Here is a 16,862-nt window from a genome sequence, read left to right as displayed (position 1 = left end):
GCCGTCCTCCCTCAGGCTCGGTGGTCCGTGCGGCCCGCGGGGCCCGTGGTGCCGGTGCCCGTGGTGCCCGGGCCGGTGCCGTCGCCGCCGTGGGCACCGTCGCCGTCGGCACGGACCGCCGCGAAGCGCAGCTCCCGGCCGCGCTCGACCTCCTTCTGCCGCTTCGCCGCCCGTTTCTCGCTCGCGCGCGCGTCCTTGGGTGGCAGCTGTACCGACTCCTCCGCGGCGATACCCGCCTGGAGCTCGCGACCACGCTCGAGCTCGGCGTCGAGCTCCGCACCGAAGAGCAGGGCGAGGTTCGTGATCCAGAGCCACAGGAGGAACACGATGATCCCGGCCAAGGACCCGTACGTGGCGTCGTAGCTGGCGAACGTCGCGACGTACAGGCCGAACGCGGCGGACGCCAGCACCCACACGAGGATCGCGACGAACGCCCCCACGCTGAGCCACCGCATCCTGGGCTGCCGGACGTTCGGCGTGACCCGGTACAGCATCGCGACCAGCACGACGACCAGCAGCAGCACCACCGGCCACTTCGCGATGCTCCAGACCGTCACGGCGGTGGAGCCCAGGCCGACGGCGTCGCCGACCGCACGGGCGACCGGTCCGCTCAGCGCGAGCGACGCAACGATCAGGGCGGCGATCACCACGGCCACCAGGGTGACGAGGAGCATCACCGGACGCAGCTTCCACACGGGCCGGCCCTCGTCGATCTCGTACACCCGGTTCATCGCGCGCCCGAAGGCGCCGACATACCCGGATGCCGACCAGAGGGCGAGGACGATACCGAGAACGAGAGCGAACCCGGCCCCGCCGCCTCCGGCGGCGTTCTGGACGAGCGGCTCCACCACGGACAGCGCGTCCGGCGGGACGACCCCCTCCATGGTGCCGATCACCCGCTCGACCGCCTGGCCACCACTCCCCACGAGCCCGAGCACCGAGACCAGCGCCAGCAGGGCCGGCGCCGCCGCGAGCACGGCGTAGTACGTCAGGGCCGCGGCCAGGTCCAGGCACTGGTCCCGCGAGAACTGCCGCACCGTGTTGCGCAGCACGTACATCCACGTCCCGCGGTGCAGGGCCGGCGGCGTGCCCGGCTTGCGCCCGTCGTCGGGGTGCGGCGCGTCGGCCCGCTCGGAGGCGTCGTCGATGTCGGTCATGTCATCTCCCAGGACGGGTCGGCCGACGCCGGCACCGCAGCCCGCGGTACCGGCACCGGCCGACGCGACGGTCGGCGGCTGAGCTCGCCTGCGGTTCAGCCGTTGTCGGAGGCGCGTGAGCGGACGTCGGACGCGGCCTCGCGGCCGTGCTCACCGACCGACTGCGCGGCGTCCTTCGCGGCGTCGCGCACCGCTCCCATGCTCTCCTTCGCCGGCTCCTCGAGGTCGTGCGCGACCTCGCTCGCCGTCGACCTCACGTCGTCGACCAGCGGTGCGGCCTTCTCCTGGGCAGACGTCGCGACACGCTGCTCGGTGCGGCTCGACGGGATGAGGGACGCGACCGCGAGACCGACGCCGAAGGCCATCAGACCCACGGCGAGCGGGCTGCCCTGTGTCTGCTCCCGCATCGCGCGCGGCGCCGAGCCCACGGAACCCGCGACGGACGACGCCGTGTGCCGGGCCGAGTCCGCGACCGACGCCGCCTTCTCGCGCCCGCGGTCCGCGACGTCGTGCGTCGTGCCCCCGGCCGAGTCCATCGTGTGGTGCGCGGAACCCATCACCCGGTCCTTGACCTGGGACATGCGGGACCGCGCCTTGTCCTTCTGCCGCCGTGCGACGTTGCCGGGGCTCACCCGGTCGCCGAGCGTGTCGACGTCGTAGCTGAGCTCGTCGCGCGTGCGCTCGATGTTCGCCCGGATCTCGTCAGGATCGTTGGTGCTCATGCGTTCCTCTCCTCATGTCCGCGCAGTGCGTCGGGGATCTTCTTGACGGAGTCGGCGGTCTGCGGCAGTCCCTCCACCGCCTTGATCTCGCGGCGTCCGCGCAGGGCGAGCACTGCGGCGATCACCGCCCACACCGCGGCGACGACGACCGCCGACCAGCCACCGCCCATGATGTAGCCGAGCGCCCACCAGAGGGCGAGCGACAGGAACAGCAGGACCATGTGGCCCGCCACGCCGGCACCGCCGAACATGCCGGCGCCCTTTCCTGCTCGCCGGGCCGACTGCGCCGCCTCGGCCTTCGCCAGCTCGACCTCCTGCCGGATCAGCGTCGAGAGGTCGCGGCTGACCTCCCCGACGAGCTCGCCGATGCTCTGCTCGCCGGTCGTGCCGGTCGCGCCGGTCGTTGTGGGCGGTGCCGCGCTGGACGCGGCGAACGGGTCACGGTCGCTCGACATCGTGCTCACCCCCGGTGGTCTGCGGTCGGGTTCCGTCAGGCGCGGTGGGCGGGAACGCCGGCGGCGTCTCCCCCGCCGAGGTCGGCACCTGCGGGTCCTGCGGGAGGTTGTCGTTGGCGAGGGCGGGGAACGCGCCGCTCCGCCCGATATCGGGCTCACCGCCCTGGGCGCCCGATCCGACTGCTCCGGCTCCCGTGCCGCTCAGCCCACCGGCGGCCGTACCGCCGGCGCCGCCCGGACGTGCCGTGCCGGCCGAGCTGCCGGCCGAGCTGCCGGCCGAGCTGCCGGCCGAGCTGCCGGTCGAAGCGCCGGCCGAGCTGCCGGTCGAGGCGCCGGTCGATGCGCCGGTCGGACCCGACTCGCGCCGGGGCTCGCCGTCGCCCTCGCCGGAGGCGTCCCGCGCACCACGCAGCATTCGTCCGACCAGCAGGCCCGCACCCGCGGCGGCGAGCACGAACAACCCTGGCCGGCGCCGGGCGAAGTCCTCGACCTCGTGCAGCACATCGGTGGGCTTCCGGTCCTCGAACCAGTCGGCGGCGCGACCGCTGACCTCACCTGCGCGCTGCACCAGGTCGCTCGCGTAACCCGGGTCCTGAGTCCCCTCGGCCATCTGGTTCAGCTCGGCGCCCAGGGCCCGGAGCCCGCCGGCGAGGTGCTGCTGCTGGGACTCCACCTGGGAGCCGAGCTCCGTCCGCGTGCGGTCCACCAGCCCGCGGGTCCGGTCCTTCGCCTCGTGCGCGACGTCGCGCGCACGCTCCTTCGCGTCGTGGGCCGTCTCCCGGCCGGCGTCGCCCACCTGCGACGCCGTCTCGGAGACCCGGTCCTTGACGCCGGTCGGCTCGGTGCCTGCGTCGCCTCCCTCACGGCTGGGCGCCCAGGCTCGCTGCGAACCGGCCCCCGTGCCGTACGGAACATTCGTCTCGCTCATGGTCGCCACTCCTGTCGTCGTCCACGCCCGGTACCAGCCGGACGGGTTCGCAGAGCACGAGCCACGGTGGGCCCTGCTCCACCGGTGCGGCCTCTTCCTGACCTCGGCCCCAACGTAAGACGCCGGGTGGCACTCGCAACCCGGCCACGGCTCCCTTGCGAGCCGCCTGCTTCGTGCCCACGATGGGCGCGGCGTCGAGCAGAGGCGCGGCCGGTGCACGATCAGGAGCCTCCACATGACCTCAACCTCGCTACGGGACGCCGCGTCGGCGAACGGCGCCCACCGGCGTCCCGCGGACGGCGCGGCCCGCCTCCCGCTCCCGCGTCCCCGTGGCCCGTTGAGCGCCGCCCTGCTCGCGGGGCTCACCGCCGGACCGCCCGCGGACGACGCCCCGGCCCGGCTCGCGCCGGTGCGCGCGGCGCTGGCGGCCGCCCTGCCCGGCGCGGCGGCCCCCGACGCAACGGCCCCCGGCGCGGAACCGGACCGCGGCATCCTGGACGACGGGGACCTGCAGCTCGCGCTCACGGTCCTGTACGAGCTGCACCACCGCGGCGTCGACGGGATCGACGACGCCTGGGAGTGGGAGCCGTCCCTCCTGTCCGTACGGCAGACGCTGGAGCGTCCGTTCGAGGCGGCCGTGCGAGCACGTGCGGGGCGGCCGACGTGCGACGCGACGGATGCTGCCGGCTTCGCCCGCCGGCTGTTCGAGCTGGCCGAGGCCGACGGTGCCCCGAGCCTGGCCCGGTACGTCGCCAAGCACGCCGACGCGCGCCAGGCCCGGGAGTTCCTGGCCCTGCGGTCGGTCTACCAGCTGATGGAGGCGGATCCCCACACCTGGGCGATCCCACGGCTGCACGGCACGCCCAAGGCCGCGCTGGTGGAGATCCAGGCGGACGAGTACGGCGGCGGACGCCCGGGCCGTCTGCACTCCGAGCTCTTCGCACGGGCGATGCGCTCCGCCGGGCTCGACGACACGTACGGCCGGTATCTCGACGCGGCGCCCACGCCGGTGCTCACCTCGCTGAACACGATGTCGTTCTTCGCCCTGCACCGCCGGCTCCGCGGCGCGATCGTCGGTCACCTGGCCGCCTACGAGATCACGTCGTCGATCCCGAGCGGGCTGTACGGCGACGGGTTCCGGCGGCTCGGGTACGGCACCGGTACGACGCAGTACTTCGACGAGCACGTGGAGGCCGACTCCGTGCACGAGCAGATCGCCGCACACGACCTGGCGGGCCGGCTCGTCGAGCAGCAGCCCGGTCTGCGGGACGACGTGCTGCTCGGTGCCGCCGCGTGCCTCGCCATCGACGGAGACGTCGGCGTGTTCACGCTCAACCGTTGGCAGGAGGGCGGCTCCGCCCTGCTCGCCCCCCTCGACGCCACGCCGCCGCGACCAGGCGAAAGAGACGCCGAATAACGACCGGATAACAAAGAACTTGGCTTTGGGCTGTCCGAATGGTCCCAAAGCCTCTACACTCGGGAACTCGGAGTCATGAAGCGGCTCCCGGTCCGCATCGGATCTGGGAGGTTCACATGTCATCCTTCACGCAGCCCCAGCCGGCCCTCGTGGACGGCGCCGGAGGCGACGTACCGACTCCTTCGCCCGGCTTCTCGGCGGGTGATCTGTCCCGGGCGCTGGGCCTCGGAACCAACCTCCTGGTCGGCCGCTACAGCGTCGAGCTCGCCTCGGGCACCTGGTGGTGGTCCGACGAGGTCTACACGATGCACGGGTGGCGGCGGGACGAGGTGGAGCCGGGTCTCGAGGCCCTCCGGTCGCGCAAGCACCCGGACGACCGGAGCCGGGTGGTCCGCGCCGCCGGCGAGGCCCTCCGGCTCGGCCGCCCGTTCGCGTGCGCACACCGGATCGTGGACCGCAGCGGCCGCACCCGCTCCGTGGTCGTGACCGGGCAGGGGACGCAAGGACCCCGGAGCCGGTCGCCCGAGCTGGTCGGGTACGTGGTCGACGTGACGCCGGTCCAGAAGGAGGCGCTGGACCGCCGGTCCGACGGCGTCGTACACCGTGCCTTCGTGAGCCAGGCCATGATCGAGCAGGTCAAGGGTGTGATCGTCGCGGTGCGCGGCGTGGACGAGGCCACCGCGACCGACGTCCTGGTCGCCACGGCCAAGAGCGCCGGCGTATCCCTGCGCCTGGCGGCCGACCAGGTGATGGCCGCACTACGAGCCGACGACGGCGCCACCGTCACGCACGACATGCTGACGCGCGCGCTGGACGGGGTCCAGCCCGTCGGCCGCCCCCGGAGCCACGACCCGCTGCTGACCCGGCGGCCGCGCAAGCGGCCGCGCTGAACCGGTCCCACGCCCCCAGCAGAGTCAGGTGCGCCGTCGCGAGATCGTCCGGCCCAGCCAGACCAGCGGGTCGTAGCGCCGGTCGGCGACGCGCTCCTTCATCGGGATGAGCGCGTTGTCGGTGATCTTGATGCCCTCCGGGCACACGTCGGTGCAGCACTTCGTGATGTTGCACTGGCCGAGCCCGTGCTCGTCCTGGGCGGCGGGCACCCGGTCGGCCACGTCGAGGGGATGCATCTCGAGCTCCGCGACCCGCATGAGGAACCGCGGGCCGGCGAACGACTCCTTGTTCTCCTCGTGGTCGCGCACCACGTGGCAGGTGTCCTGGCACAGGTAGCACTCGATGCACTTGCGGAACTCCTGGGACCGCTCGACGTCGACCTGCGCCATGCGGTACTCCCCCGGTGCCAGGTCCGCCGGTGGCGTGAACGACGGGATCTCGCGGGCCTTCGCGTAGTTGAACGACACGTCCGTCACGAGGTCGCGGATCACCGGGAACGTACGCATCGGCGTCACGGTGACCACGTCGCCGGGCTCGAACACCGACATCCGGGTCATGCACAGCAGGCGCGGCTTCCCGTTGATCTCCGCCGAGCACGACCCGCACTTGCCCGCCTTGCAGTTCCAGCGCACGGCGAGGTCGGGCGCCTGCGTGGCCTGCAGCCGGTGCAGGACGTCGAGCACCACCTCGCCCTCGTTGACCTCGACCTCGAAGTCCGCGAGCGCCCCGCCGTCGGTGTCGCCGCGCCAGATCCGGAACGTGCCCGTGTAGCTCATGCGGTTCCTCCCGCTGGGTCGGCCGGATGCCCGGGGTGTGCCGTGAGCTCGGCATCCGTGTAGTACTTCTCGAGCTCGGCGTGGTCGAACAGCGCGAGCAGGTCCGGGCGCATGGGGGCTCGTTCGCCGGGTTCGACGACGACCTGCGGCAGCACGAGGTCGTCGGTCCCGCCGTCGCGGGCGAGGTGCGTCACCAGGACCCGCTGGCGCCACTCCGGGTCCAGTCCGGGATGGTCCTCGCGGGTGTGCCCGCCTCGGCTCTCGGTGCGCAGCAGGGCCGAGGACGCGACGGCCTCGCTCACCATGAGCATGTTCCGGAGGTCCAGCGCCAGGTGCCAGCCGGGGTTGTACTGCCGGTGCCCCTCGACGAAGACCTGGCGTACGCGGCCGCGGAGCTCGCCGAGGCGCTCCTGGGCGTCCCGCGCCTCCGACTCCGTGCGGATGATGCCGACCAGGTCGTTCATCATCCGCTGCAGCTCGGCGTGCAGCGTGTACGGGTTCTCGCCGGCCCCGGCCGCGGCGTCCGTCCCGCCCGGTCCGGCCGACGGCGGGTCGAACGGCGCGAGCGTCATCCACGCGGCGGCGTCGACGTCGGCCGGCTGGACGGCCGGGCGGTGGTCGAGGCCGGACACGTAGTCGGCGGCGCCGAGGCCGGCGCGGCGGCCGAACACGAGCAGGTCGGACAGCGAGTTGCCGCCGAGGCGGTTGGAGCCGTGCATGCCCCCGGCGCACTCCCCCGCGGCGAACAGCCCGGGCACGCGGGACTGTCCGGTGTCGGGGTCGACGTGGATACCGCCCATCACGTAGTGGCACGTGGGGCCGACCTCCATCGGTTCGGCGGTGATGTCGACGTCGGCCAGCTCCTTGAACTGGTGGTACATCGACGGCAGCCGGCGCCGGATCTCGTCGGCGGGCATGCGGCTCGCGATGTCGAGGTAGACGCCGCCGTGTGGCGAGCCGCGGCCCTCCTTGACCTCGGTGTTGATCGCCCGGGCCACCTCGTCGCGGGGCAGCAGGTCGGGCGTGCGGCGGTTGTTCTCCTGGTCGTCGTACCAGCGGTCCGCCTCGTCCTCGGTGTCGGCGTACTGGCCCTTGAACACGTCGGGCACGTAGTCGAACATGAAGCGCTTGCCGTCGGAGTTCTTCAGCACGCCGCCGTCGCCGCGCACGCCCTCGGTCACGAGGATGCCCTTGACGCTGGGTGGCCACACCATGCCGGTGGGGTGGAACTGGACGAACTCCATGTCGATGAGCTCCGCGCCGGCGCGCAGCGCGAGGGCGTGCCCGTCGCCGGTGTACTCCCACGAGTTCGACGTCACCTGGAACGACTTGCCGATGCCGCCGGTGGCCAGTACCACGGCGGGTGCCGAGAACTGCACCAGCCGGCCCGACTCGCGCCAGTAGCCGAGGGCTCCGGCAACGGCGCCGGGCCGGTCCGGGTCGTCCGGCGGGCCGGTCAGCAGCTCCGTGACCGTGCACTCGGCGAACACACGCAGCCGGGCCTCGTAGTCGCCGGTGGCGGCGTGGTCGTCCTGCTGCAGCGCGACGATGCGCTGCTGCATGGTGCGCAGCAGCTCGAGCCCGGTCCGGTCGCCGACGTGCGCCAGGCGTGGGTAGGTGTGCCCGCCGAAGTGCCGCTGGCTGATCCGGCCGTCGCCCGTGCGGTCGAACAGCGCGCCGTACGTCTCGAGCTCCCAGACGCGGTCGGGCGCCTCCTTGGCATGCAGCTCCGCCATGCGCCAGTTGTTCAGGAACTTGCCGCCCCGCATCGTGTCGCGGAAGTGCACCTGCCAGGAGTCGTTGTCGTTGACGTTGCCCATGGCGGCGGCGCACCCGCCCTCGGCCATCACGGTGTGGGCCTTGCCGAACAGCGACTTGCAGATGATCGCGACCCGCAGACCACGCTCGCGGGCCTCGATCGCGGCGCGCAGCCCGGCGCCCCCGGCACCGATGACCAGGACGTCGTAGTCGTGCCGTTCGATCTCGGTCAAGGCCGGGCTCGCTTTCCGGTGAGGGTCAGCCGACCAGGCGCAGGTCGGTGATGGTTCCGCTGGCGACGAGCGCCACATAGAGGTCGGTCAGGATGAGGGTGCCGAGCGTGATCCACGCGAAGGTCGCGTGCCGGGTGTTGAGCGCGGACACCCACGTCCAGATCCGGTACCGCACGGGGTGCTTCGAGAAGTGGGTGAGCCGGCCGCCCATCACGTGCCGGCACGAGTGGCACGACGCCGTGTAGCACCACAGCAGCACGACGTTCACGAGCAGCACGAGGTTGCCGATGCCCACTACGAACCCGTCGGTGGGGTGCCGGAACGCGACGACGGCGTCGTACGTGTTGATCAGCGAGATGATCACCGCGACGTAGAAGAAGTACCGGTGGACGTTCTGCATGATCAGCGGGAAGCGCGTCTCGCCCGTGTACGTGGCGTGCGGTTCGGGCACCGCGCACGCCGCGGGCGCGAGCGCGAACGACCGGTAGTACGCCTTGCGGTAGTAGTAGCAGGTCAGCCGGAACAGCAGCAGGAACGGCAGGCTGAGGGCCGCGTACGGGATGAGCGGGTGGTCGGGCAGGAACGTCCCGAAGTGCGCCGCTCCGGGCTCCGCCGCGCACCCGAGCGACACGCACGGCGAGTAGAACGGGGTCAGGTAGCGCTCGTCGGCGAAGAAGTACTGCTGCTGGAACGCCCGCACCGTCGCGTACACGACGAAGATCAGCAGGCCCACCGTGGTCGCCGCGGGTGGTAGCCACCACCGGTCCGACCGCAGGGTCCGTGGCCCGATGGCGGCGCGGCCCGGGCTGTCGACACCTCGCGAGCCGATGCCTCGGGCGGTCGTCGTCACGACCGGTCGCCGTGGTAGCCGCCGAGCCCTTCGTCGTCGGCATCGCTGAACATCGCCTCGTCCAGCGGGGTGTCGGGCACCACGACGTGCTCGGGCACGCGACCGGAGCCGACCGGCTGCCGCAGGGGCTCGGCCGACGCGAGCTCGGTCGCATCGATCTCCAGCCGCTCGAGGTCGTTCATGAGCCGGCGCACCTCCGGCCCGTCACCGAAGGCGCTACGCACCCCGGACACGCTCTGGCGCAGCTGCTCGATCGAGCGGCGCAACGTGGCAAATTCGGTGGTCGTCATTCGGCACCTCCTTTGGCGACGCCCCTCACCACGGTGTGAGGTGCGTCACGACAGACTCTGCCGTGAACTGCACCGATACGCAAGGGCGACGCGCTGGCCGGCCCTCCTCAGGACGGTGTCGGCCGAGCGTCCGTCGCTGCTCGCGCGCCGAACCAGGACCACAGGAGGCTCGCCGTCAGCAGGCCACGTCGTGGCACGATCGGAGGTGGAGACCCGCGCGACACCGTAGGACCACCAGGTAGGACCACCAGGAGGAGGGACCGTGCCCGACGCACCCCGGCCGGCGAGCTGGTCCGACGGCGGGGACGCCGCCTGCTGGCTGTCCGAGGTCTGTGCCGAGTGCGGCGCCCTCAACGAGAGTCCGACGGGCCCGTGCTGGCGCTGCGGCACCGTCCGCGGTGAGGACGAGCCCGACACGGAGGGCACCGGCGCGCCGAGCTAGGGACCGGGTCGGTCACCCCACGTCAGCCGACGGGGCGAGGGGCCGCGGGTTCGTCGACGGGCATCGGCCGCGACCGGGCGCCCCGCGCGGCGACCGCCGCGACGACGAGCAGCCCCATGACCACGAGCATCGCCTGCCGGAGTCCCGCGTACTCGCCGATGAACCCGAGCAGCGGCGGGCCCACGAGGAACGCGAGGTAGCCGCAGGTCGCGACCGCGCTCACCCGCTCGGCGCCCCGCTCCGGGTCGTCACCGGCCGCCGAGATCGCCACCGGGAAGCCGAGCGAGGCGCCGAGCCCCCAGAGCGCCACGGCGATGCCGGCCAGGACCGGGTTCGGCGCGAAGGCGACCCCCGCGACCCCGATCGCCCCACCGACGGCGCTGACGGACAGGACGGCCGCACGCCCGTAGCGGACCACGAAGGGACCGCCCGCGAAGCGGCCGACGGTCATGGCGAGCGCGAAGCCCGCGTAGACCAGCGACCCGCTCGTGGCGGAGACCCCGTGCCCGTCGACCATGAGCAGCGGGAGCCAGTCGTTGGCCGATCCCTCGGCGAAGGCCATCGCCAGCACGACGACGCCGATGAGCAGGAGGCGCGAGTCGCGCCAGACGCTGGGCCGCCGCGCGCGGGTCCGCGGACCGCCGGCGACCGGCCGGGCACGCGCCGGCCCGCGGCCGGGCACCCGGCCCGTACCGGCGGGGATACCGGGGAACGCCCACACGGCGAGCGCGGCCATGACGGCCGTCACCGCCAGCAGGTGCCAGAAGACCGGGAACTGCTGCGCCGTCAGCCCGATCCCCGCGAGCGCCCCCACCACGGTGCCGAGGCTGAAGCAGCCGTGCAGCAGCGGGAGCACGGGCCGTCGGGTGGCCGTCTCCACGGCCGCCGCCTCGATGTTGAGGCCGATCTCGCCCAGCCCGCCGCCGAGCCCGACGAGCAGGAGCCCGACGAAGACGCCCCACGCCGTCGACGCGCCGGCGCCCAGGCCGATCACCGCGATGCCGACGACGGTGAGCACGGCGCCCACCACGATCACGGGCCGGGCACCGTGGCGGCGGACGAAAGCACCCGCCGACAGGACGCCGGCCATCGACCCGACCGACAGCCCGAAGAGGATCAGGCCCATCCCGGCCGTCGACGCGTCCACGGCGTCCCGCACCGCGGGCGTGCGGGTCACCCAGGAGGACAGGCCGATCCCGGTCAGGAGCGTCAGGGCGAACAGGGACAGTCGGACACGGCGGTACGGGTCGGCCATGGGGGTGATCGTACGCAGGGAATGTACGACCGTACACATCTGCGCCGGAACGATTCGACCGCTAGTACCTGCGGCCCTGTCCCGTGACGGAGTCCATCCCCCAGCGCACGGCCCGGATGGCGACTCCCCCGGCCGGTCCGCCGCAGTTCCGGCTGAACCACGTGTCGACGTCGAGCTGCGCACGAGCCCACGGGGGCAGCAGCGCCACGGCTCCCGCCGCGAGCAGCCGGTAGGGCGCCCGCACCGGCCGGGGAAGCGGCGGCTCGCGCAGCAGGAAGCGTGCGGTGTCGACGGCGGCCGGGGTGACCTCGAGCTCGCCCCGGTACGACTCGATGCACTCGGCCAGCTCGGCGACCGACTCCGGGACCTGCTCGGCGCCGAGCGCGCGGGCCACGCGCCCGGACTGGGCGACGTACTGGTCCGCCTCGTCCGGATCGAGCGGCCGGACGCCGTAGCGCTGGTGGGCGGCAAGGAACGAGTCGGCCTCTGCGACGTGCACCCACGTGAGCAGGTGCGGGTCGCTCGCGCGGTACGGGCGACCGTCAGGCGCCTTGCCCCGCACCCTGGCGTGGACGGTGCGCACCCGTTCCACCATCTCCTCGGCGTGCTCCGCCGTCGCGAACGTCGTGTAGGCGAGGAACGTGGACGTGCGGGCGAGACGGCCCCACGGGTCGCCGCGGTAGCCGGAGTGGCCGGCCACGCCCGCCATCGCGAGCGGGTGCAGCGACTGCAGGAGCAGCGCCCGCAGCCCGCCGACGAAGGTCGCCGAGTCGCCGTGGACCCGCTGGATCGGGCTGTCGGGCGGGAACCAGCGGGGTCCGGGCGTGCGGTGGATCCGGTCGCGCGCCTCGTACCCGCCCGGGCCGGCGACCCGCAGGAAGAGCGCATCGCCCACCCGGGCACGCAGACGCTCGACGGGGTTGGAGACAACCGGCATACCGCCAGTATCCGCCCGGTGGCGACGGGCTCAGACCAGCTCGCGCTCCCGGTCCGCCGTCGGCTCGCTGACCACGGGTTCCGCGACGGCTCCGGCCACGGCGGGGCGCCGGCTCGGCGCCGTCCGGGCGTGCGTGGCGTACATGACGAGCCCGACGAACGTGAGCCCGCCCACGAGGTTGCCGATCACCGTCGGGATCTCGTTCCAGACCAGGTAGTCCACGACCGTGAAGTCGGCGCCGAGCAGGAGGCCGGACGGGAACAGGAACATGTTCACGATCGAGTGCTCGAACCCCATGTAGAAGAACAGCATGATGGGCATCCACATCGCGACCACCTTGCCGGTCACGCTGGTCGAGACCATCGCGAAGACCACACCCGTGGACACCATCCAGTTGCACAGCACGCCGCGGACGAACAGCGTCAGCATGCCGGCGGCGCCGTGGTCGGCATAACCGACGGTGCGCCCCTCGCCGATCACGCCGATCGCCCGGCCCACCTCGCTGGGCTCGGTCGAGAAGCCGTAGGTGAAGTAGACGGCCATCAGGACGGCCACCATGATCGCGCCGGCCAGGTTGCCCACGAACACCAGTCCCCAGTTGCGCAGCACCGCGCCGATGGTGACCCCCGGCCGCTTGGCCAGCCACGCCAGCGGCGCGAGCGTGAAGACGCCGGTGAGCAGGTCGAACCCGAGCAGGTAGAGCATGACGAACCCCACGGGGAACAGGACGGCGCCGAGCAGCGGCTCGCCCGTCCGGGTCGAGACCGTGACCGCGAACGCCGCGGCGATCGTGAGCAGTGCCGCGCCCATGAAGGCGCGGATCAGCGTGTCCCTCGTCGAGAGGTGCACCTTCGCCTCACCGGCGTCGATCATGCGGGTCACAAGGTCTGCTGGCTGCACATGGGTCATGACGGGAGACTCGCGAAGGCGGGTTTCGTGCCGCGAGCCGCGGAGTTACGTTCGCGGCGCTTTTTCCTCACCACCGGCCGCCCGACGCCGAGAGCGGGCTAGACGGTGGCGTCGTCGCCGACGGTCACGGCCGCCCGGCCGGCCTCGAGCCGCGCGACCGGGATCCGAAAGGGTGAGCACGACACGTCGTCGAGGCCCACCTGGTGGAAGAAGTGGATCGACTCGGGGTCTCCCCCGTGCTCACCGCACACCCCGCAGTGCAGGTCCGGACGCGCCGACCGGCCGCTCTCGACACCGGCACGGACGAGCGCCCCGACGCCGTCGGCGTCGAGCGTCTCGAACGGCGAGACCGTCAGCACCCCGTTGTCGAGATAGGCCGGGAAGAAGCTGCCTTCGACGTCGTCCCGCGAGAATCCCCACGTCGTCTGCGTCAGGTCGTTGGTCCCGAACGAGAAGAAGTCCGCCTGGGTCGCGATGCGCTGCGCGGTGAGCGCGGCACGCGGCAGCTCGATCATGCACCCGATCGGCATCCTGAGCCGCTCGCCGCTGCTCGCGGCGACCTCCGCGAGCACCCTCTCCGTCTCGACCCGTACGAGCTGCATCTCCCGCGCCGAGCCGACGAGCGGCACCATGATCTCGGGGCGCGGGTCACGTCCTGCGCGGCGCAGCTCGACCGTCGCCTCTGCGATCGCGCGCACCTGCACCGCGAACAGGCCAGGAACCGTCAGCCCGAGCCGGACCCCGCGCAGCCCCAGCATCGGGTTCTGCTCGTGCGTGCGACGTACGGCCGCGAGCAGCCGCACGTCGTGCTCGTCGACCTGCCCACGCTGCTCCGCCAGGGCGACCCGCACCGACAGCTCCGTGAGGTCGGGCAGGAACTCGTGCAGCGGCGGGTCGAGGAGCCGGATCGTCGTGGGCAGGCCGTCCATGGCCTCGAGCAGGTCGGTGAAGTCCGCGCGCTGCAGCGGCAGCAGGGCGGCGAGGGCGGCCTGCCGTTCGTCCTCACTCCCGGCGAGGACGACCTGCTCGACGTGGCGGCGACGCTCGCCGAGGAACTGGTGCTCGGTGCGGCACAGCCCGATGCCCTCGGCGCCGCGGGCCCGGGCACGGCGCGCGTCGTCGGCGGTGTCGGCATTGGCACGCACCCGCAGGCGACGCACGGAGTCGGCGTGGGTCAGCAGGCGGTGCACGGCGTGCACGAGCTCGCGCACGCCGTCGTCGGCGGCGGACCGCAGGCCGGCGTCGAGCCCCTCCGCGACGTACCGCAGGACCGGCGAGTCGACGACGGGCACCTCGCCACGGAACACCTCGCCCGTCGTACCGTCGAGCGCGATGACGTCGCCCGGTCGCAGCACGGCGTCGTCGACACGCACCTCGCCGCGCACCTCGTCGACGTCGAGCGCCTCCGCCCCGACCACCGCGCACCTCCCCATCCCGCGCGCGACGACGGCGGCGTGCGACGTCTTGCCGCCGCGAGCGGTGAGGATCCCGGCGGCGGAAATCATCCCGGCCAGATCGTCCGCGTTGGTCTCCCGCCGCACGAGGATGGCCTGCACGCCCGCCTGGGTGCGTTCGATCGCCTGTGCGTTGTCCAGGACGATCTCGCCGACGGCCGCCCCGGGCGAGGCACCCAGACCTCGGGTGAGCAGCGGCGCGCCGGCGGTGCGGTCGAACTGCGGGAACAGGAGCCGCCCGAGCTGCTCCCCGGTGACGCGCGCGAGCGCCTCGTCGAGGGTGATGAGGTGCTCGTCGACGAGCTGCACGGCGACGCGGAACGCCGCACCCGCCGTGCGCTTGCCCACCCTGGTCTGCAGGAGCCACAGCCGGCCCCGCTCGATCGTGAACTCGATGTCGCACAGGTCGCGGTAGTGGGTCTCCAGGCGCCGCATCGCCGCGAGGAGCTCGTCGTACGACGTCGGGTCCCGCGCGTGCAGGTCGTCGAGCGTGAGGGTGTTGCGGATCCCCGCCACGACGTCCTCGCCCTGGGCGTTGGGGAGGTAGTCGCCGTACGCGCCAGCGTGCCCGGACGAGGGGTCGCGCGTGAACGCCACGCCGGTTCCCGAGTCGGCACCCAGGTTGCCGAACACCATCGCCATGACGTTGACCGCGGTGCCGAGGCGGTCCGGGATGCGCTCACGACGCCGGTACAGGCGGGCGCGCTCGGTGTCCCACGAGCCGAACACCGCATCGATCGCCAGGTCGAGCTGCTCGCGCGGGTCCTGCGGGAACTCGCGGCCACACGTCGTCCGCACGATCTGCAGGTACTCGTCCACGAGCCCGCGCAGGTCGCCGGCCGTGAGGTCGACGTCGGACACGGCGCCGACCGCTGCCTTGCGGGCATCGAGCGCCTCGCCGAACGGGCGGGGATCGATCCCGAGGACCGTGGCGCCGAACATCTGCACCAGGCGCCGGTAGGAGTCCCAGGCGAACCGCTCGTCGCCCGACATGTCCGCCAGGCCCTGTACGGAGGCGTCGGTGAGCCCCACGTTGAGGACCGTGTCCATCATGCCGGGCATCGAGACCTTGGCGCCCGAACGTACCGAGACGAGCAGCGGGTCCCGCGGCGCGCCGAGCCGGCGTCCGAGGGCGTCCTCGACCTGTCGCAACGCGGTGGTGACCTCGACGCGCAGCCCGGGCGGCAGGTGCCCGTCGCGCATGTAGGCACGGCACGCCTCGGAGCTGATCGTGAAACCCGGTGGCACGGGCAGACCGATACGCGTCATCTCGGCCAGGTTCGCGCCCTTGCCGCCCAGCAGGTCGCGCTGGTCCTTGCGCCCCTCGTCGAACCGGTACACGTACTTCGGCATCGTCGTCACCCCGCCTCGGCAGGTGCGCGTCCGTGAGCACCCTGGTCCCCACGCTAACTCGCACCGGGGGGCGCCTGCCTGCGGTCAGACGCTGATGTGCGGCATCAGGTCGAGCCGTTCGAGGATCACACCCTCGCGCAGCGCCCAGGGACAGATCTCGAGCTCGGCCAGGTCGAAGACGTCCATGCAGGCCTCGGCGACGAGCGCACCGGGAACGATCTGGTGGGTCCTGCTCGACGAGACGCCGGGCAGCCGGGCCAGGTCGTCGGGAGCCATGCGGGTCAGCTCACCGATCTGCTCGCGGAGAGTCTCGAGCGACAGCACCCGGCGCACCAGCGGCCCGTCACCCGCCGGGGCACTGCCGCAGATGCGCGCCAGGGAACGGAAGGTCTTCGAGGTCGCGGCCGCGCGGTCCGGCCGTCCGCTGCGGAGCAGGTTCCCGGCGTTCTGCGCGATGTCGGCGCGCAGGTCCCGGCGCAGGGCGCGGAGCGCCTCGGCGTCGGGCACGCTCCCGAAGTGGGTGCGGGCGAGTCGGGCCGCCCCGAGCGGGAGGGACCACGCGGTGTCGGGCGCCTCGTCGGACCCGCCGGCGATCTCCAGCGAGCCACCGCCGATGTCGAACACGGCCAGCCGCCCGGCCGACCAGCCGAACCACCGGCGCACCGCCAGGAACGTCAGCCGGGCCTCGTCCTCGCCGCTGAGCACCTGCAGCCGCACGCCCGTGCGGTCGAGCACCGTCTTGAGCACCGTCTCGGAGTTCACGGCGTCGCGCACGGCGGACGTCGCGAACGCCAGCGTCTCGGCGCAGCCCCGCTCCTCGGCGACACGCATGGCCTGCGCCGTGAACTCCACGAGGGCGTCCACCCCCGCCTGCCCGACGGCGCCCCGGTCGTCCAGGTGCTCGGCGAGCCGCAGCGGCTCCTTGTGGAAGGAGGCGGGCAGCGGCGCCGCGCCACCGTGGGCATCGACGACCAGCAGGTGCCCCGTGTTGGAACCGATGTCGAGCACGCCAAGACGCATGGGACAGACGCTACC

The 16,862-nt window shown here is 72.9% G+C and carries 16 protein-coding genes; 3 read left to right on the top strand and 13 right to left on the bottom strand.

All coding sequences use genetic code 11. From position 1 onward, the window contains the following. Positions 1–11: 11 nt before the first annotated feature. The 4 genes from ACFSL2_RS03300 to ACFSL2_RS03285 all read right to left on the bottom strand — a co-directional run bounded on the left by ACFSL2_RS03300 (position 12) and on the right by ACFSL2_RS03285 (position 3,262). The gene (locus tag ACFSL2_RS03300; RefSeq protein WP_377196467.1) at positions 12–1,157 is read right to left on the bottom strand and encodes a YihY/virulence factor BrkB family protein; all 1,146 of its coding nucleotides are present in this window, start codon (positions 1,155–1,157) and stop codon (positions 12–14) included. 95 nt (positions 1,158–1,252) lie between these two features. Further along, positions 1,253–1,879 carry a DUF3618 domain-containing protein gene (locus ACFSL2_RS03295; RefSeq protein WP_377196466.1) on the bottom strand — a complete coding sequence of 209 codons (627 nt, stop codon included), beginning with the start codon at positions 1,877–1,879 and terminating at the stop codon, positions 1,253–1,255. Then, positions 1,876–2,334, bottom strand: coding sequence for a phage holin family protein (locus tag ACFSL2_RS03290; protein ID WP_377196465.1), 459 nt, complete (start codon positions 2,332–2,334; stop codon positions 1,876–1,878). The genes ACFSL2_RS03295 and ACFSL2_RS03290 overlap by 4 nt, the downstream gene beginning before the upstream one ends. After that, positions 2,318–3,262: a hypothetical protein gene (locus ACFSL2_RS03285; RefSeq protein WP_377196464.1), complete on the bottom strand. Its 945-nt coding sequence runs from the start codon at positions 3,260–3,262 to the stop codon at positions 2,318–2,320. The genes ACFSL2_RS03290 and ACFSL2_RS03285 overlap by 17 nt, the downstream gene beginning before the upstream one ends. A 235-nt stretch (positions 3,263–3,497) precedes the next feature. On the opposite strand from ACFSL2_RS03285, the gene ACFSL2_RS03280 reads away from it, so the two are divergent. Together ACFSL2_RS03280 and ACFSL2_RS03275 are read left to right on the top strand one after the other, a co-directional pair. After that, positions 3,498–4,679, top strand: coding sequence for an iron-containing redox enzyme family protein (locus ACFSL2_RS03280; RefSeq protein ID WP_377196463.1), 1,182 nt, complete (start codon positions 3,498–3,500; stop codon positions 4,677–4,679). Positions 4,680–4,795: 116 nt separating this feature from the next. Next, on the top strand, positions 4,796–5,569 hold the full coding sequence (locus tag ACFSL2_RS03275; protein ID WP_377196462.1) for a PAS and ANTAR domain-containing protein: 774 nt from the start codon (positions 4,796–4,798) through the stop codon (positions 5,567–5,569). A 24-nt stretch (positions 5,570–5,593) separates the two neighbouring features. On the opposite strand, the gene ACFSL2_RS03270 is transcribed toward ACFSL2_RS03275, so the two are convergent. The 4 genes from ACFSL2_RS03270 to ACFSL2_RS03255 are packed head-to-tail and all read right to left on the bottom strand — an operon-like array spanning position 5,594 to position 9,477. Further along, positions 5,594–6,346, bottom strand: a complete 753-nt coding sequence (locus ACFSL2_RS03270) for a succinate dehydrogenase/fumarate reductase iron-sulfur subunit (protein WP_377196461.1) — start codon at positions 6,344–6,346, stop codon at positions 5,594–5,596. Next, positions 6,343–8,337, bottom strand: coding sequence for a fumarate reductase/succinate dehydrogenase flavoprotein subunit (locus ACFSL2_RS03265; protein ID WP_377196460.1), 1,995 nt, complete (start codon positions 8,335–8,337; stop codon positions 6,343–6,345). The genes ACFSL2_RS03270 and ACFSL2_RS03265 overlap by 4 nt, the downstream gene beginning before the upstream one ends. Before the next feature lie 25 nt (positions 8,338–8,362). Next, positions 8,363–9,187, bottom strand: a complete 825-nt coding sequence (locus tag ACFSL2_RS03260) for a hypothetical protein (RefSeq protein WP_377196459.1) — start codon at positions 9,185–9,187, stop codon at positions 8,363–8,365. Next, positions 9,184–9,477: a hypothetical protein gene (locus tag ACFSL2_RS03255; protein ID WP_377196458.1), complete on the bottom strand. Its 294-nt coding sequence runs from the start codon at positions 9,475–9,477 to the stop codon at positions 9,184–9,186. Before ACFSL2_RS03255 ends, ACFSL2_RS03260 begins: the two co-directional genes overlap by 4 nt. 262 nt (positions 9,478–9,739) lie before the next feature. On the opposite strand from ACFSL2_RS03255, the gene ACFSL2_RS03250 reads away from it, so the two are divergent. Beyond that, positions 9,740–9,919 carry a hypothetical protein gene (locus ACFSL2_RS03250; protein WP_377196457.1) on the top strand — a complete coding sequence of 60 codons (180 nt, stop codon included), beginning with the start codon at positions 9,740–9,742 and terminating at the stop codon, positions 9,917–9,919. Between the two features lie 22 nt (positions 9,920–9,941). On the opposite strand, the gene ACFSL2_RS03245 is transcribed toward ACFSL2_RS03250, so the two are convergent. The 5 genes from ACFSL2_RS03245 to ACFSL2_RS03225 form a co-directional block, all read right to left on the bottom strand. Next, positions 9,942–11,174, bottom strand: a complete 1,233-nt coding sequence (locus ACFSL2_RS03245) for an MFS transporter (RefSeq protein ID WP_377196456.1) — start codon at positions 11,172–11,174, stop codon at positions 9,942–9,944. Between the two features lie 61 nt (positions 11,175–11,235). Continuing rightward, positions 11,236–12,111 (bottom strand): oxygenase MpaB family protein, encoded by an 876-nt coding sequence (locus ACFSL2_RS03240; RefSeq protein WP_377196455.1) that lies wholly within the window; start codon positions 12,109–12,111, stop codon positions 11,236–11,238. A gap of 30 nt (positions 12,112–12,141) precedes the next feature. Further along, a complete protein-coding gene (locus ACFSL2_RS03235) occupies positions 12,142–13,020 on the bottom strand; it encodes a formate/nitrite transporter family protein (protein ID WP_377196454.1) in 879 nt (292 codons plus the stop codon). Between the two features lie 98 nt (positions 13,021–13,118). Then, on the bottom strand, positions 13,119–15,827 hold the full coding sequence (ppdK, locus tag ACFSL2_RS03230; RefSeq protein WP_377196453.1) for a pyruvate, phosphate dikinase: 2,709 nt from the start codon (positions 15,825–15,827) through the stop codon (positions 13,119–13,121). Positions 15,828–15,911: 84 nt separating this feature from the next. Continuing rightward, complete coding sequence (locus tag ACFSL2_RS03225) at positions 15,912–16,847, bottom strand: Ppx/GppA family phosphatase (protein WP_377196452.1); 936 nt, start codon at positions 16,845–16,847, stop codon at positions 15,912–15,914. Positions 16,848–16,862 lie beyond the last annotated feature (15 nt).

This window comes from Promicromonospora aerolata, assembly GCF_042682255.1.
Classification (GTDB): domain Bacteria; phylum Actinomycetota; class Actinomycetes; order Actinomycetales; family Cellulomonadaceae; genus Promicromonospora; species Promicromonospora aerolata.
This window is presented reverse-complemented; position numbering and strand designations above follow the sequence as displayed.

What these genes read in the sequence shown, in the direction of transcription:
- ACFSL2_RS03300 (WP_377196467.1), bottom strand. Translation starts at nt 1,157, where the DNA reads ATGACCGACATCGACGACGCCTCCGAGCGGGCCGACGCGCCGCACCCC.
- ACFSL2_RS03295 (WP_377196466.1), bottom strand. Translation starts at nt 1,879, where the DNA reads ATGAGCACCAACGATCCTGACGAGATCCGGGCGAACATCGAGCGCACG.
- ACFSL2_RS03290 (WP_377196465.1), bottom strand. Translation starts at nt 2,334, where the DNA reads ATGTCGAGCGACCGTGACCCGTTCGCCGCGTCCAGCGCGGCACCGCCC.
- ACFSL2_RS03285 (WP_377196464.1), bottom strand. Translation starts at nt 3,262, where the DNA reads ATGAGCGAGACGAATGTTCCGTACGGCACGGGGGCCGGTTCGCAGCGA.
- ACFSL2_RS03280 (WP_377196463.1), top strand. Translation starts at nt 3,498, where the DNA reads ATGACCTCAACCTCGCTACGGGACGCCGCGTCGGCGAACGGCGCCCAC.
- ACFSL2_RS03275 (WP_377196462.1), top strand. Translation starts at nt 4,796, where the DNA reads ATGTCATCCTTCACGCAGCCCCAGCCGGCCCTCGTGGACGGCGCCGGA.
- ACFSL2_RS03270 (WP_377196461.1), bottom strand. Translation starts at nt 6,346, where the DNA reads ATGAGCTACACGGGCACGTTCCGGATCTGGCGCGGCGACACCGACGGC.
- ACFSL2_RS03255 (WP_377196458.1), bottom strand. Translation starts at nt 9,477, where the DNA reads ATGACGACCACCGAATTTGCCACGTTGCGCCGCTCGATCGAGCAGCTG.
- ACFSL2_RS03245 (WP_377196456.1), bottom strand. Translation starts at nt 11,174, where the DNA reads ATGGCCGACCCGTACCGCCGTGTCCGACTGTCCCTGTTCGCCCTGACG.
- ACFSL2_RS03240 (WP_377196455.1), bottom strand. Translation starts at nt 12,111, where the DNA reads ATGCCGGTTGTCTCCAACCCCGTCGAGCGTCTGCGTGCCCGGGTGGGC.
- ACFSL2_RS03235 (WP_377196454.1), bottom strand. Translation starts at nt 13,020, where the DNA reads ATGACCCATGTGCAGCCAGCAGACCTTGTGACCCGCATGATCGACGCC.
- ppdK (WP_377196453.1), bottom strand. Translation starts at nt 15,827, where the DNA reads ATGCCGAAGTACGTGTACCGGTTCGACGAGGGGCGCAAGGACCAGCGC.
- ACFSL2_RS03225 (WP_377196452.1), bottom strand. Translation starts at nt 16,847, where the DNA reads ATGCGTCTTGGCGTGCTCGACATCGGTTCCAACACGGGGCACCTGCTG.